The 14,830-nt window shown below is 63.2% G+C and carries 13 protein-coding genes; 4 read left to right on the forward strand and 9 right to left on the reverse strand.

Annotated elements, in window-relative coordinates; genetic code table 11:
• Positions 1–93 precede the first annotated feature (93 nt).
• The 7 genes from OVA00_RS03770 to OVA00_RS03800 all read right to left on the reverse strand — a co-directional run bounded on the left by OVA00_RS03770 (position 94) and on the right by OVA00_RS03800 (position 9,261).
• On the reverse strand, positions 94–1,800 hold the full coding sequence (locus tag OVA00_RS03770) for an IucA/IucC family protein (protein WP_268088042.1): 1,707 nt from the start codon (positions 1,798–1,800) through the stop codon (positions 94–96).
• Positions 1,784–3,568, reverse strand: a complete 1,785-nt coding sequence (locus OVA00_RS03775) for an IucA/IucC family protein (RefSeq protein ID WP_060582313.1) — start codon at positions 3,566–3,568, stop codon at positions 1,784–1,786. Before OVA00_RS03775 ends, OVA00_RS03770 begins: the two co-directional genes overlap by 17 nt.
• A 102-nt stretch (positions 3,569–3,670) precedes the next feature.
• The gene (locus OVA00_RS03780; protein ID WP_034787636.1) at positions 3,671–3,961 is read right to left on the reverse strand and encodes a DUF2218 domain-containing protein; all 291 of its coding nucleotides are present in this window, start codon (positions 3,959–3,961) and stop codon (positions 3,671–3,673) included.
• A 110-nt stretch (positions 3,962–4,071) separates the two neighbouring features.
• Positions 4,072–6,378, reverse strand: coding sequence for a TonB-dependent receptor (locus OVA00_RS03785; protein ID WP_268088043.1), 2,307 nt, complete (start codon positions 6,376–6,378; stop codon positions 4,072–4,074).
• A gap of 117 nt (positions 6,379–6,495) precedes the next feature.
• A complete protein-coding gene (locus OVA00_RS03790; protein WP_051659105.1) occupies positions 6,496–7,494 on the reverse strand; it encodes a FecR family protein in 999 nt (332 codons plus the stop codon).
• 165 nt (positions 7,495–7,659) lie between these two features.
• A complete protein-coding gene (locus tag OVA00_RS03795; protein ID WP_034787638.1) occupies positions 7,660–8,202 on the reverse strand; it encodes an RNA polymerase sigma factor in 543 nt (180 codons plus the stop codon).
• Between the two features lie 117 nt (positions 8,203–8,319).
• Positions 8,320–9,261, reverse strand: a complete 942-nt coding sequence (locus OVA00_RS03800; RefSeq protein WP_268088044.1) for a LysR family transcriptional regulator — start codon at positions 9,259–9,261, stop codon at positions 8,320–8,322.
• Between the two features lie 96 nt (positions 9,262–9,357).
• Between OVA00_RS03800 and OVA00_RS03805 the strand changes: the two genes are divergently transcribed.
• Complete coding sequence (locus tag OVA00_RS03805; protein ID WP_268088045.1) at positions 9,358–10,773, forward strand: aldehyde dehydrogenase family protein; 1,416 nt, start codon at positions 9,358–9,360, stop codon at positions 10,771–10,773.
• A 136-nt stretch (positions 10,774–10,909) separates the two neighbouring features.
• Here OVA00_RS03805 and OVA00_RS03810 read toward each other — a convergent pair whose 3' ends face one another.
• The gene (locus OVA00_RS03810) at positions 10,910–11,878 is read right to left on the reverse strand and encodes a TerC family protein (protein ID WP_210333184.1); all 969 of its coding nucleotides are present in this window, start codon (positions 11,876–11,878) and stop codon (positions 10,910–10,912) included.
• A gap of 239 nt (positions 11,879–12,117) precedes the next feature.
• On the opposite strand from OVA00_RS03810, the gene OVA00_RS03815 reads away from it, so the two are divergent.
• From OVA00_RS03815 to OVA00_RS03825, 3 genes are all read left to right on the forward strand, one after another.
• The gene (locus tag OVA00_RS03815) at positions 12,118–12,537 is read left to right on the forward strand and encodes a GNAT family N-acetyltransferase (protein WP_250807160.1); all 420 of its coding nucleotides are present in this window, start codon (positions 12,118–12,120) and stop codon (positions 12,535–12,537) included.
• A gap of 128 nt (positions 12,538–12,665) precedes the next feature.
• Positions 12,666–13,580: a glutathione-dependent disulfide-bond oxidoreductase gene (yghU, locus tag OVA00_RS03820; RefSeq protein ID WP_034787644.1), complete on the forward strand. Its 915-nt coding sequence runs from the start codon at positions 12,666–12,668 to the stop codon at positions 13,578–13,580.
• Positions 13,581–13,590: 10 nt separating this feature from the next.
• Positions 13,591–13,968, forward strand: coding sequence for a hypothetical protein (locus OVA00_RS03825; RefSeq protein ID WP_034787648.1), 378 nt, complete (start codon positions 13,591–13,593; stop codon positions 13,966–13,968).
• Positions 13,969–14,043: 75 nt separating this feature from the next.
• Here OVA00_RS03825 and OVA00_RS03830 read toward each other — a convergent pair whose 3' ends face one another.
• Positions 14,044–14,781, reverse strand: a complete 738-nt coding sequence (locus OVA00_RS03830) for a glutathione S-transferase family protein (RefSeq protein ID WP_060582312.1) — start codon at positions 14,779–14,781, stop codon at positions 14,044–14,046.
• Positions 14,782–14,830: the final 49 nt, after the last annotated feature.

Here is a 14,830-nt window from a genome sequence, read left to right on the forward strand (position 1 = left end):
CCAACAGGATAAGCCGAAAGGCTGGAAGCGTGGCTGTCCCTCAATCATCACCTGCATCTCAGTGATCCGTTCTCTCAGCGGACGCGGTCTCTTTCATGCCAAGGCGTTTGCCACCTCGTGGTGGTATTCCGGCTTGAGCGCGAGCAGCTTCCTCGTCATCAGGGATTCGGTCAGGATGCGGGGCTGGTCGCAGCCGAGCTGCGCCAGCCGCTCCGTCGCGCCGTGCTCCGCCTCGTAGGCGGCAAGCACGGTTTGAACGCGCTGCCAGAAGAGCGTTTCCGGCAGGTTGTAGCAGTGGTCGAGAAGGTGGGAGATCTCACTCAAATTGTAGACGAACAGCGTGTCCATCACCAATTCGCGCAGCGAATCCAGGTTGTCCGTCCAATAGAACTGGTCGGGCTCCGCCTCCCGGTAGATCGGCTCGAGCGACAGGAAATCCGGCGCCTTTTCCGGCGCGCGCAGAAAGCCCGGCGAAAACTCGATGCTCTCGTGAAAATCGCGCAGGATCAGCCGGGCCGGCCAGCCATCGCGATGGGCGAGCAGCATGTTCTGCCCGTGCGCTTCTACCGCAAGCCCATGGTGCACCAGCAGGTGCCAGACAGGCAGGACCGCGACTTCAATCAGGCGGTTGATCCAGGGCATCAAGCCGAAGCGCTGGATCCAGTCGTCGGCGAAGGCACGCCCGTCCGCTTCGACCATCATCAGCGCGTTGAAGGGAATGACGGCCTCGCCGGAGCCAAGCGTCGCTTCCGCGTTCTCGCGCCAGATGGCTGCGACCTGTCCGGCCAAAGGGCCGTCGCTGTCGGCTATGATGCCGGCATATTCCTGCAGGACGGTGAGCGGATAGCGGTCGCGAAAGGCCGGATCTCCGGCAACCATCTCGGCGATCCAGCGCGAGATCACCGGCGCCGTGCAGACCGAATGCGGCTCAAGGGTACGGCGCGACGAGGTGTTGACGATGTTGAGCGGCAGCTTGACGCTCGCGGCCAACGGTCGGTCCCGGTTCAACAGGGATCGGACCGACTGCGTCGCCGTGTATCGGTCCCCCGCCGGGCCGAGGCAAAGGGCTTCGCCCGCGGCGATCCAGCCAGAAAGCTGTCTCTCACGGAGTTCGCGCCATTGCCAGGGATGCAGCGGTACGAGACCGAACGCATCAGGCGAAACACCGCGCTCTTGCCGCTTCGCCCGGAGTTCGGACCAGGTTTCCTCCCCCAGTTCCGCTTCCCAGAAGGCATCCTCGTCACCGGGGATCGCGCAGCGAAGATGCTTGCGCGCCACGAGAAGCCAGACGAGCTGGAACGCTCCTCCCATTTCGGGCCCATAGGCTGCATGGTCGGCGACGGAAAAGCCGGTACGCGCCTTGTAGCAGGGATGATAGGGATGGCCCTCCTCAAGCGCTCCCTCCAACTCCGCAAATGACAAAGCGCGGCGCAGCCGCGCCGGTACCTGACGCTCGTTCCAGGCGCTGAAGGCGATCGTCTGCGTGAGTTCGTTGAGCAGCTTTCCGCGCGTCGGTCCGCTGCCCGGCAGGACGGATACCAGCTGCGCCAGCGGCGGCACGACCCAGCCGTCCGCATCATCGCGCATCTCTACCGATCCGGCAGCCAGCCGGAGCCGGCCAAAGGGGCCGATGGCGCCGTGGCAGCGGAACTGCCGGCCGCCGATCGACCAGTGGAAGGTGGTGACATCCCCGTCCGTGTGCTCGCTGGCCTCAACGATACCTTCGAACAGCAGCGCGGCAACGAGCTGGCGAAGCACCCGCTCGTCCGGGCGGCCATTGAGATCAAGAGGCAATGGCATGGTCGGTCCTCGGCGCAGTCAGAACAGCCGGCGCCCTCAGCGGGTTCGGCACGGGGCGATAAAGGGACGGCGCGTTGCTGGATTGCAGTTCGTCGACGTCGTAGAGACGCGTCGTCAGGTTGGCCTTGGAGACGATCGTCGGCATGTCGAGCACGTGACGGGCAAAGTCACGCCCGGCGCCACTCATTCGGGTGGCATAGCGCTCGAGATGCGCGCGCAGTTCGCGCAGGAGCAGGCTCTCGTCGCAGAGCCCGTCATGGCCCATGCGGCTGATCACCGAGAAGACCTGATTGACGATCAGGTAATAGGCGAAGCGATCCCGAATTTCGCTCTCGGCAAAATAGAGGGACGCGATCGTTTGCGTCTCGGGCACATGGCCGGCAATCAGGCTGCGGTACCGCTCCGAGAGATAGAAGCCCTGATTGTCCCGATAGTAGCTGACGGACGGATAGCCGGTGCCGACGTCCAGCAGGCTGTTTTGCTGGTGGGCTTCGAGCGCTATACCGTAGTCGTCATAGAGGCGGATCAGCGGCTCGACGGCGCAATCGAGATACCGGCGAAACCAGAGGTGCGTCGCATCGAGCAGGCTCTCGCCCGTGCGGGCGGCGACCGTCCGAACCAGCCGTTCGAGGCGCGAAACCAGCCCCGGTAGCGGATCGGCCGTCAGGGCCGCGACGGTGACGACGCCCCGCCCGCCGCCGTCCGCAAATGGGTTCTCCCGCAGGATGACTTCAAAGCCGCTCTCGCTGCGTCCCGGCAGCTCGAGCGTGATATAGGCGGGGTCTTGAATGATGCGGAAGTTTCGCGAGCGTTCGGCAAAACCGATCCGGTCAATCAGCTTCGCCATTGCGACACCCGCTTCGAGCTCCTGACGACGATTGAGACGCACGGAGTTGGTGATGCGCACGGGCAGGGAAAATTTAAGCATCCAGCCGGCATCGGCGCCGTAAACCGTGCGCACCGACGAGGTCGCGGTAAAGGCCGGGCCGGCGGGGCCGAGATGCCGCAGCCGCCCCTCCCCCAGCATGCCGCGGATATCGGGATCAAGCAGCAGGGCTTCAGCCTGAAGCGGATGCATTGGCAACAGATAATCGTCGTCGCCGAGCGCGATCCCGTTGGCATCCGGCCCGACGAGGGACCGCACGATCTCGGGCGCTGCAACCGCGCGCGCGCAATCGTGCCTGATATCGCCGCGTTTTGCCGCGAAGTAGTGCAGTTTGAACTGGCCGCCCAGTTCCGGCGCGTAGCTTTCCTGCTGCCAATAGGTCATGCCCTGGCGGCTCTTCGGCGTCGGGTGCTGCCAATGGCCAAAGACGAGTGACTGCTCCGCTTCGATGAAATGGTCGCCGTCCGCCGGCTCCGGCGCGGCCCTGTCGATGTAGAGCGCCGTCTGCTGGTAGCTTTCGAGCACGCGCATCAAGAGTTCGAGCTCGAAGCCGCGCAAAACGTCGGCCTTGGCCTCGTCGACCTGGCGGTAGCATTCGTGCACCAGGATATGGAGGGCCGATATCAGTTCAATCTGGCGCCAGGTGGCGTCGGACACGCCCCTGCCCCAGACCCTGCCGAAATGGTGTGGGCCGCAGAGCGACGGCGACGTCACCTCGGCGCGCAGGATCATCTGCTGCCTGGGAAGAGACCATTCCACGCAATCGACGGCGCCGCCTGCGGCGCGATGCATGGCCCGGATGCCCGGATTGACTTCGCGCAGGTAGCAGTTTGCGAAGCTTTGAAAGGTGGCGATTTCTGCGATTTGCCTAGACGATTGCATCCTGATCCTCGGCACGCGACACGCATAGCCGCGCAATTGCGTTGGGCGCTTTCGACCAACACATTGAATTTTCTTGTCGGAACTAGCTTGCGAGCGGTTCGCTTAGCCGGCGGGCTGCCAGGCAAGCGGATCGGGCTCTTCCCGGAACGCGAAGCGCAGAAGATGGCTTTCGATCACCGATTTCGTGTCCGCAAGGTTGGCGTCATCGGGTGAGCGGGCGCGGATGCTCAAGCCTTCTGATGTGGCATGGAGGTAGCCGGTGCCGCAGGAAAACCTGAGCTCGGCGCGCGGGCCCTCCTGTTCGACGTCGACCTTGTGGGCGAAATGCTTGCAGAGCTGCGTCAGGTATTTCTGGCCGTCTTCCGTCGCAAAATGGGTGGTGGCTTCTTGCATCTGGAACTCCTGTTTCGGCTTTCGCTTGCGTGGGCGGCGCTTGGGTGGCCGCCTCCGCTTGTTGAGGCAACGGCCACCTGGAGGCGGCGGCCGTTGCGGTCGCGGACGCCCTAGAAAGTCGCCTTGGCGGTCAGGATGAAGGAACGGCCCGGCTCGTAGAGCGGCGTCACCGTTCCGAACTCCTGACCGTAGGTCGCCCGGTCCGAATAGGTTTCGTCGAAAATGTTCTTCAGTTCGGCGCGCAGCAACAGGTTCGGTCGCTCCGGCGGCACGTATTCGACAAAGGCGTTGAAGACCTGGTAGCCCTCGAAGGGCTTGCTGCCGTCGGCAACGTCGTCGTAGTCGAGCGCAATTTCCGCGTCGGCCCCGAAAGTGACGCCCCAGTCCGTCAGCGTGTGGACCGCTTGCAGCGTGATGATCTGGCCGGCCGGCGCGGCCAGATAGGTGCCGAGATCAGAATCGGCAGGCTTGCCGTCGATCTCGACGTCGATATTGGCGTATTTCACCTTGAAAAAGCCATCGCCCCAGCTGTAGCCGGCGCCGATCTCGAAGCCGCGCGAGCGGACGTCATGCGCTTCGATCCCGCGCGTGACCGCATAACGCGGCGTGCGCGCGTCATCGATATCGGTCTGGAAGACGCTGCCCTCGACGGTGAAGTCGTTGTAGTTCGCCTCCAGGCCCAGGATATAGTTGTCCGCCGTCACCGGCTTCGGACCGCTGCCATAGTTCCAGTTGGGATTCATGATGAAGTTTTCGGCGAGCGGAATGCCTGCCCAGACGTGCGAATAGCCCGCCTTGGCGGTCAGCAGGTCCTCGATGAGGTCGTACTCGCCCGAGACGTTGCCGCTGAGGCCCGAATTGTTCCACTCTTCTCCCGTCGTCCCGGTAAACTGCTGCGTGTCGCCGCGCGCACCGAAGGAGAGCCGCGTTCTCTCCCAGGGCTCGAGCCGGGCCTGGGCATAGATGCCGACATTGCGCGCCTTCTCGGTGCTGGCATCGAACATGTCGTCGAGGTCAGCCTTGTCGTCATAAAAGTCAACGCCGGCAATGACGCTACCCATGTCGAACGAGAACTTGTTCTCGAACTTGCCGTTGAAGCTGCTCGTGGTGCCGGTGGCGGGATAGGGCGGAATGTTGAGGCGCGGCGGCAGGATGATCGGAATTTCGACCTCCGTCCTGGAGTAGGCGAGCATCAGCGTTGGATCCCACCAGCCCTCCGGCGTGCTGTCGGTATAGGTAAACACCGTGTTCTGCCGGTCGAGCGTGTAGTCGCGCACGCGCGGCTCCCATGGTGGGCGTCCGTCGATAAAGCCGATATTAGCGCGAAACGGACGCGGCGCGTCGTCGCGAATGCGGTCGTGGCTGATCTCGAAACGGTCGCCGCTGTCGAACTCGTAGGCAAGCTTGCCAAGCCCGCTCAACACGTCTGTCGAGGTGCCTTCCACGTCCTGCCCGTTGCCGGCGGTGAAATCGTTGCCGTTGCCGAAATTGAAGTAGCCGAGAAACTCGAGCCCGTCGCGCATGCCGTATGCGGAGATCCCGGTCGTCACCGTGTCGCTGTTGAAATTGTAGCTCGACGTGACAAAGCCGCCGAAGCCGTCGCCATCGAGCAGATCGCGCGCGTCGATCGTCTCGTAAGCAATCGCGCCGGCAAGCGCCCCGGGACCGGCATCGGCCGGCGCAACGCCGGCATCGACGTTGACGGCCTTCAGCAGGCCGGGGTCAATGAGGTTGGTGCCGTTGTGGTGGAAGACCTTGTTGTTCTGTCGGCCGCCGTCCATCGTCACGGCGAGGCTGGTTTCCTCGATGCCGTGGACGTAGACCTTCTGCGACATCGGCAACGAGCTGCCGACCGAAATGCCGGGCTCGCCGGAAAACACGTCGGCAATGTTGGCGGGGTTCTTGCGCTTCAGGTCTTCCGACGAGATGACGATCTCGCCGGCGCCGAGCGGCCCGGCACCGAAGGCCGAAATCGGATCGAGCACCGTTGCTCCGTCCGCAGCGACAGCAGCGCTGCCACCCGCCGACACGGCCGAGCCGACCAGCGCGGTGCCGCCCGATATCCTGTAGGAAATGCCGGTGCCCGACAAAAGCCGGGCAAGCGCCTGGTCCGCCGTCATCGTTCCGCTGACCGTCGCCGAGCGAAGCCCCTGCGAGGTGGAAGCCGCCAGGGTCACCTGCAGGCCGGACTGCCGCCCGAAGGCGTTGAGCGCGGTGGAAAGCGGCTGCGACGGGATGTCGAAGCTGCGGGCGTTGCTGACGCGCGACGTGGCCTGCTGGGCGGAGGCCGTGGAAACGGGCATCAGCGCGAGGGAGGAAAACGCGGCGATCGCCGTCGTCGTCAGCAGGCGCCGTCTTTCACGGCGACGTCCCGTATCGAATTTCAGATGTCCCTTGCGGCATTTCGGCGAACGCATTTTACCCCCGTCTCGGCATTCCACGCGGCCTTGCGGGCGCGCGTTTCCAACCAAAGACGACCGGCCCCGGATTTTTTTTCACCGGCGCGCGATTTTTTCCTGATTTTTTTACTCCAATTAAAACCGCGTCAGGATGCGGCCATAGGGGGTCACCTCGCGTACCTTGCCGCCGAAAGGCTGCACCAGCGCCTGGAGCGCCCGATCCGGATCCTTCAGATCGTAGACGCCGGTTACACGCCGCCCTGCCAGATCCGGCTGCGGAATGGAAATCCAGGCGGAATGGTAGCGCTGCAGCCGCTCGGCGGCAGCGGCGACCGTGACATCATTGACGAACATCCTGCCGCTTCGCCAGGCGCCGATATCATCCGCCGCGATCGCGCTTCGCAAGACTGCGCCGGTCGCATGGCTCACCGTCGCCATTTCTCCCGGGGCCAGTTCGAAATTCTGCTTGTGCGCGTTTGCACTATAGGAGACGGCCACCGTGCCGTGCGCCAGCTCGACGGTCGTCTCCGTGCTCGCCAGCTGCACATCAAACGCAGTCCCCAGCACGGACACCTCGACGCCACCCGCCTCAACGACAAAGGGACGCGAGGGATCGCGGGCGACGTTGAAATAGGCTTCGCCCTTCAGCAGCCTGACATGGCGGGTGCCGGCGCTGATGTCGGTGGCGATGGCGCTGCCGCCGCCCATTTCGATGATCGTCCCGTCCGCAAGCGTAATCGTCCTGTTTTGCGCCGTCTCGGTCACGTGATCGGCCTGCCACCACACGAGAAGCGACGGCAGGGAGACGAAGAGGACGAGGCAGGCAGCAAGCGCCAGCGCCACGCCGGCGACCAAGCCGCCCGTTCCCATCCGGCGACGTTGGCGGACCGGTGGCTCGACGAAAACGGACGGCCTTGCCCCACGCCATAGATGCTCGTGCACCGGCGGCACCTCACCGAGCAGCTGCCAGGTCCGCAACGCCGTCTGCCAGGCTTGGCCATGCAATTCCGACTGGCCCAGCCAGGCGCGGAACCGGGCTTGCGTGTCGCGACAGTTCGGGCGCGCCTTCAGCTCGAGGAACCAATCCATGGCCTCTTCGAGCAGCGCCTCCGATATGTGGTTGTCCTTGGTCAAAGCCCTGCCTGCCGCTTGGATGTTCGACGCCCTAGCACTTTGTTTCTGTAGCCCCCAACCCCGTCAAGCGGCGTCACCGGGAAGCGGGACGCTTCCGTGGTACTTTCGCTCTGTCATAAAGACGACCAGCACCCGATTTTTTTTCACACGGGGACCCCTGAAATTCTAGGAGGCCCCACCCGCAAGCGTTGTCGCAACCCGCATCATGGCGGCGCGCACGTGGCGGTGCGCCGTCGCGACGGAGATGTCGAGATGGGCGGCGATCTCTTCGAGGGTGTAGCCGCCGAAACGGTGCATCTCGAGCGCGACCCGCACTTCCTCGGGAAGGTCTTCGAGAATGCCGGAGATGCGTCTGATTTCGTCGCTGACGAGAATGATGTCCTCGGGCGTCGGCACCTCGATCGGCATCGACCAGAACGGCGGCTCGCTCTGCTCTTCCCGCGCTTCGATCTTGCGGCGCTTCAAGAGGTCGAGGGACAGGTTGCGGACGATCTTGTAGAGATACGCGAGCGAAAGCCCGGACGGTCCGGCAGAAGGCGGATTGCCGGTGTTTGCCGGCGCAAATCGAATGAAGGCCTCCTGCACGATATCTTCGGCCGTTTCCCGCGATCCGACGATCCGCGTGGCATAGGCGACCAGGGCAGTACGGTTGGCGAAATAGACCTGATGGCGCGTATCGATGTCGACCACTGTGTCTGATCCGATCATATAATTTCGATTTGGCGCGGCGTGCGCACCCCTGCCGAGAGGCGATCTATGGCCAAGGGACCAATCGAGCGCCGTGTCTCTTAGCACGCAGAAATAAACTTGTCTGTAATACTCATGTTAAAATTTCAAGGCTGGCGAATGCGGGGTGTGAGCGGGCGCGCGGGGGCCGCCGGAACGCAGTTCCCGGACCAGATCGATCAGGGCACGCAATTTCGCCGGTACGTGCCGGCGGCCAGGAAAATAGAGACATAGCCCATCGTAGGGCGGCGTCCACTCTTCCAGCACCGGAACCAGACGCCCGGCCTCGACGTCGTCGCGGACGTGATGATCGGAGAGATAGGCCAGTCCCACCCCGCCGAGAGCCGCCTGAAGCATGAGTTCGCTGTCGTCGAGGATGAGCGGTCCCGGCGCATCGATTTCGACGCTTTCCCCGCGCCGGCAAAACTCCCAGTGATAGATCCTGCCGCTTGCCATGCGCGCCCGGATGCAGGCGTGCTGCCTCAGATCGCCCGGCAGCAGCGGCACCGCTCTTTCGCGAAAATAGTCCGGCGAACCCACGACGATCATGCGCGACTGAGGCACGACCGGAACGGCGACCATATCCGGAGGAACCGCCTCGGCGAGACGAAACCCGGCGTCGAAACCGAGCGCTACGATATCCACCAGCGCATTGTCGGTCGCAACCTCCAGCGCCATCTCTGGATATCGCCTCAGATACTCGATCAGTAGCGGCCGCAAAACCATCTTCGCCGCTCCCGGGGAGGTGTTGAGCCGCAGCATGCCGCTCGGTCGCGCCTGAGACTCCGTCGCCCGCTCGACGGCGCCGTCGATGGCGGCAAGAGCCGGCAGGATCTCGGCAACGAAAGCCTCGCCTGCCGTCGTCAGCGCCACCGATCGCGTCGTGCGGTTGAACAGGCGCACATTGAGGCGCGCCTCCAGCGCCAGGACCGCATGGCTCAACGACGAGGACGAAACCCCGAGTTCCCGGGCAGCGGCCCGAAAGCCGCCGAGCCGCGCGATTGCTGCCACCGCCTCCAGTTCGGACAGGCTCGCCTTCATTGCGCTATTTTCCTCATCAGAGTGTCTGTGATTGATGATCTTATCCTGACGATCGTTCCGATGCATATCCTTTTCATCGCAACAGGAAATCGGACGATGAAGATCATTGAGCAGATATATGTCGATGGCGCTTTCGTTGCGCCTCACGGCGACGAGCGCTTCGCGCTTTTCAATCCCGCCACGGAGGAAAAGATCGGCGAGGTCCGGCTGGGCGACAATCGGGATGCGCACGCGGCCATTGCTGCCGCGAAACGGGCCTTCCCGGCCATGCGGCAAACGACACCGGCCGAACGCATCGCCATGCTGCAAACGCTGGCGAAGGCTGTCGCCGCCAACGCCGATGCGCTTCGTGCGGCCATGACCATCGAATACGGCGCGCCGCAGTCGTTCCTCGCATTCTCCGTGCCGCACGCCGCGAACGTGTTCGACGTCGCGGCAAGGACCGTGGCCGACTACGCCTTTACCCGTCGTATCGGCAATGCGGAGGTGGTGATGGAACCCGTGGGCGTGGCCGCGGCAATCACACCCTGGAACAGCAACATCGGCTTCATCTGCACCAAACTCGCCACGGCGATCGCGGCCGGCACGACCATCGTGATCAAGCCGTCGGAGATGAGCGCTATCCAGACCCAGGTGCTGCTCGAAGTCTTGCACGAAGCGCGACTGCCCGATGGCGTCCTCAATGTCGTCAACGGCTACGGCCACGTGGTCGGCGCGGAACTCAGCCGGCATCCCGACATCGCCAAGATCACCTTCACTGGCTCCACCACGACCGGTCGGGAGATCCTGCGCAATGCAGCGGAAAGCTTCAAGCGCGTGACGCTCGAACTGGGCGGAAAAGGGCCGCAGATCCTGCTCGATGACGCGGACCTCGACCGGGCGATCCCGCATGTTCTGGCATCGGCCTTCCGCAACAGCGGGCAGGCCTGCATCGCCGGAACCCGGCTTCTTGTTCCGAAGCGAAGACATACGGAGGTGATATCGCGCCTTGCGCAAGCCGTTTCCGCGCTGCGGCCCGGACCTTCGAGCGATCCGGCCTCCGACATCGGCCCGATGGTGAGCGCCCGGCAGTGGGAGCGTGTCCAGGCCTATATCCGCCTGGGGCAGGAAGAGGGTGCGACGCTTCTTGTCGGCGGCGAAGGCCGGCCGGAAGGGCTGCAACGGGGATGGTTCGTCCGCCCGACCGTCTTTTCCGGTGTGACCAACGATATGCGGATTGCGCGCGAGGAAGTCTTCGGCCCCGTGCTCAGCGTTCTTTCCTACGAAACGGAAGCGGAAGCGATCGCGATTGCCAACGACACGGAATACGGATTGCAGTCCTACGTTCTTGGCACCGACGCCGAACGTATGCGCAGCATCGCCCGACAATTGGAGGCGGGGCGCGTGGTGATCAACGAAACCCCGGCCGACGCTCAAGCGCCCTTCGGCGGGTTCAAGCAATCCGGCATCGGCCGGGAATTCGGTCCCTTCGGCCTCGACGCCTTCCTCGAACCGAAGGCGATCATCGGGTGATGCCTCGCCCGGACGGCTCGACCCGACGGGTCGTCCGGGCGAGGGTCAACCCCACGCTCGGCAAGGCCAAAAAGATCGCGGCGGCCCCCTTTCGAAGGCCGCCGCGTTTCTCGTCACGGTCGGATGAGCCCGGGCGTTATGCCGGCAGTTGCTCTTCCTTGGTCTTGACCAGGCTCCAGACAACACCCGAAGCGATGATCGCGAAGGTGACACCGAGCGACAGGGCCGCGGGGAACTTCTCTAGCCCCAGGAGATCGGCGACGAAGATCTTCGAACCGATGAAGATCAGGACGACGGCCAGCGCCGGCTTCAGGTAGCGGAAGCGATGGATCATGGCAGCGAGCGCGAAGTAGAGGGCGCGCAGGCCGAGGATAGCGAAGATGTTCGAGGTGTAGACGATGAACGGGTCCGTGGTGATCGCGAAGATCGCGGGAACCGAGTCGACGGCGAAGATCACGTCGGCCACCTCGACCATGACGAGCGCCATGAAAAGAGGCGTGATGAACCAGGTCATCTTGCCGGTCTTCGGGTTGACGAGCTTCACGAAGAAGCGCTCGCCGTGATGTTCCTCGGTGACGTTGAAACGGCTGCGCATGAAGCGCACGAGCGCGTTGTCCGAAACGTTGGGCTCGGCCTCCTTCATCACCAGCATCTTGATGCCGGTAAAGACCAGGAACGCAGCGAAAATATAGAGAACCCAGGAGAATTCGGCGACGAGCGTCGCGCCGACGCCGATCATGATCGCGCGCAGCACGATAACGCCAAGGATACCCCAGAAGAGAACGCGGTGCTGGTAGATGCGCGGGACGGCGAAGAAGGAGAAGATGAGGGCGATGACGAAGACGTTGTCGAGCGCCAGGGTCTTTTCGACGACGAAGCCGGTCATATAGGCAAGGCCGGACTCGGCACCGAGATACCACCAGACGAAGCCGCCGAAGCTCAGGCCGAGGGCGATATAGAAGGCGGAAAGCTTGACGCTTTCGGCAACGTTGATCTCCTTGTTCTCCTTATGGAGAATACCAAGGTCGAACGACAGGATAGCGATCACGAGGGCGAAAAAGCTCGCCCACAGCCACAGTGGCGTTCCCAGCCACACTACAGACATGAAGGAAAAGTCCACAGACGGGTCCCCAATCGGCACATGTTGTCGGAATAAGGTCCGACATCGCAAGAGTGCCGAAGCTCTCGCCAGAGGGGCCCGGACCAGCGGGTTAGGCGGCAGATAGGAGCTCGGTTTTCCGGTATCAAGGGAGGCCTATGATTTTTTTCAAGAACTCGGCCGCGCTTGCTGGCAGCCGAGCCCTGGTGGTCAAAATCGATCCCGGCAAACTCTGAGGTTGAACCGTGACGGCAGAGAATCCGACTGAAGTACCCGCGTTCGCCTGGCGCGGCGCATTTGAAAACAAGGAACTGAATACCCTGCACGCCGAATGCTTCGAGCACGCCTTGACCGATGACGACTGGTGGAGCCAGGTCAACCGCTTCAGCCTCGGCTGGGTCACCATGCGGATCTCGGGCGCACTGACAGGCTTCGTTAATGTCGCCTGGGACGGTGGCGTGCATGCTTTCCTGCTCGATACGATGGTGACGCTACCGTTGAGGCGTAAGGGTTACGCCACGCTGCTCGTCGAAGAGGCCGTAACGCACGCCAAGGCCTCGGGCTGCGAATGGCTGCATGTGGACTTCGACCCGCATCTGCGCGAATTCTACGTCGACCGGTGCGGTTTCGTGCCGACGGATGCCGGTCTCATCCAACTTCGATAAAAAAATTCTCCAGCGTCTGGCCTTTGAGCATGGTCGTCCTCGCAGCCAAGTCGATGTGGTGGCTTGATAAACTTCCTATATAAGCGAACACGACGTTCGAGGTTTCCGCCAAGACAAGGACAGATTTGATGACCGAAAAATCCCCCGCTGACAATTTCCCCGCCGGCTATGACGTTCCCAAGGTCTGGACCTGGGACAAGGGCAATGGCGGCGCGTTTGCCAGCATTAACCGTCCGACCGCCGGCGCGACGCGCGATCAGGATCTGCCCGTCGGCAAGCATCCGTTGCAGCTTTACTCGCTGGCGACGCCGAACGGCGTGAAAGTCACGATCATGCTCGAAGAGCTGCTGGCGGCCGGCCATAAGGACGCCGAATACGATGCCTGGCCGATCCGGATCGGAGACGGCGACCAGTTCGGTTCTGGCTTCGTCGACGTCAACCCGAACTCCAAGATCCCGGCGCTGATGGACCATGCGCCCAAGGGCGGCGGCGCGCCGGTGCGCGTGTTCGAATCGGCCTCGATCCTCACCTATCTCGCCGAGAAATTCGGCGCCTTCCTGCCGAGCGAGCTTCGCGCCCGCACAGAGACCTTGAACTGGCTGTTCTGGCAGATGGGCTCGGCACCGTTCCTCGGCGGCGGCTTCGGCCATTTCTATGCCTATGCGCCGATGAAGATCAAATACGCCATCGACCGCTACGCGATGGAGGTGAAGCGCCAGCTCGACGTGCTCGATCGCCATCTCGCGGAGAACCGCTTCCTCGCCGGCTCGGAATACACCATTGCCGACATGGCCACCTGGCCCTGGTATGGCAATCTGGCGCTCGGGCAGGTATATGGCGATGCCGGTACTTTCCTCGAGGTTCAGAGCTACGAGCACGTCCAGCGCTGGACGGCCGAGATCGCCGCCCGGCCGGCCGTCAAGCGTGGCCGCATGGTCAACCGCTTGAGCGGCAACCCGTCCGAACAATTGCATGAGCGTCACGACGCTTCCGACTTCGATACGAAGACTGAGGACAAGATCGTCGAGAAGCAGACCGCCTAAGGAGAATAGAATGGCCAAGCTGGCTGATATGACGAAACACCGGGGTTTTCCCTACGCCATGCCGGGCACGGGCATCCAGTTCGTCATCCGTCGGGCCAACCCCAAGGGAGCAACGCCGATCAAGGCGTTGCCCCGCCATGCCCGGCCCGGCTCCGGGGCGCACCGCATCGATGCGGCCTTCCTCCACGCCCTCTGGCATCATTTCGGCGCGGAACCATTCGAGCGCGGCAATCTCGATGCCGCCCGGCTGAACCTCCTGTTCGGACGCGAGGTGCTGCCGGTCGACAAGGATTTCGATCCCGTGTCCTACGAAGCATTGCTCGTCATCAACGAGAAGGTTGCCCGGCAAAGCTTCCCGGAATCGTTCGTCGACGTATTCGAGGTGTGATGTCGGCGGCGGCTGGCCGCTCCAACTGTTTGAGGTGGCGCACCGCCTGCCGGTGCGCCACCTCACTTTCTTAAATCACGCGCGGAGTGCGCCCGTCATCCGCAACACATCCTCGAGCGGGACGAGGCCCTTCATCGCACCGCTGCCGGTAACAGGCTCGCCATCCTCGATCGCCACTGCGAAGCGGAAGGCCGGATCGGCCTCGATGCGCTGGCGCAGCGCGTGGATGCGCGGATAGTTGCGCGCATAGTCCTTCGGATCGATCGCCTCATGGAAATCGACCCAGCGGGCCACGCCGGCAAAGACCGCATCGGCAAGCGTCGGGCGGTCGCCGATGAGGTAATCGCTGTCGCCCATCATCGCTTCGAGCTGCTTGTGACGCTTGGCGACGAATTCGCGGCCGAAGGCGCGCAAGGTTTCGCGGTATTCCTCCGTGGCGTCTTCGGATTCCAGCGCCACCCACATCGAGAAGAACGCGCCGGTAAAGCCGGTGTTGAGGAAGGCGATGAACTGGTGCATGCGGTCCGCCTCGAAAGTGCCCGGGGCGAAGCTGATGCGACGCTCCTGATCGCGCCCCTCCAGCCATAAGGCGATCGCCATGGTCTCGGTCAGCACGTCGCCCTTGTCGGTCACGAGAGCGGGCGTTTCGACCCGACCGTTGAAGCGCTCATAGGCGTCGGTGCGCATTTCCCCGAGCATGTCGACGCGGGTGAGGCGATAGGGCTGGCCGAGCCATTCCAAGGCGGTGACCAGGCCGGCGGAACTTCCGAGTGGAAAGCCTGAGGTGAAGATCGGTTCAGAGACACTGTGCATGATGTCGTTTTCCATTGTTGATGTCATGGATATATCGACGTGGACGGCG

The organism is Ensifer sp. SL37, assembly GCF_026672675.1.
GTDB lineage: Bacteria > Pseudomonadota > Alphaproteobacteria > Rhizobiales > Rhizobiaceae > Ensifer > Ensifer adhaerens.

Coding starts and splice junctions, on each gene's coding strand:
- OVA00_RS03775 (WP_060582313.1), bottom strand. CDS start 3,568: ATGCAATCGTCTAGGCAAATCGCAGAAATCGCCACCTTTCAAAGCTTC.
- OVA00_RS03780 (WP_034787636.1), bottom strand. CDS start 3,961: ATGCAAGAAGCCACCACCCATTTTGCGACGGAAGACGGCCAGAAATAC.
- OVA00_RS03825 (WP_034787648.1), top strand. CDS start 13,591: ATGGCCAAGCTGGCTGATATGACGAAACACCGGGGTTTTCCCTACGCC.
- yghU (WP_034787644.1), top strand. CDS start 12,666: ATGACCGAAAAATCCCCCGCTGACAATTTCCCCGCCGGCTATGACGTT.
- OVA00_RS03810 (WP_210333184.1), bottom strand. CDS start 11,878: ATGTCTGTAGTGTGGCTGGGAACGCCACTGTGGCTGTGGGCGAGCTTT.
- OVA00_RS03785 (WP_268088043.1), bottom strand. CDS start 6,378: ATGCGTTCGCCGAAATGCCGCAAGGGACATCTGAAATTCGATACGGGA.
- OVA00_RS03805 (WP_268088045.1), top strand. CDS start 9,358: ATGAAGATCATTGAGCAGATATATGTCGATGGCGCTTTCGTTGCGCCT.
- OVA00_RS03830 (WP_060582312.1), bottom strand. CDS start 14,781: ATGCACAGTGTCTCTGAACCGATCTTCACCTCAGGCTTTCCACTCGGA.
- OVA00_RS03770 (WP_268088042.1), bottom strand. CDS start 1,800: ATGCCATTGCCTCTTGATCTCAATGGCCGCCCGGACGAGCGGGTGCTT.
- OVA00_RS03800 (WP_268088044.1), bottom strand. CDS start 9,261: ATGAAGGCGAGCCTGTCCGAACTGGAGGCGGTGGCAGCAATCGCGCGG.
- OVA00_RS03795 (WP_034787638.1), bottom strand. CDS start 8,202: ATGATCGGATCAGACACAGTGGTCGACATCGATACGCGCCATCAGGTC.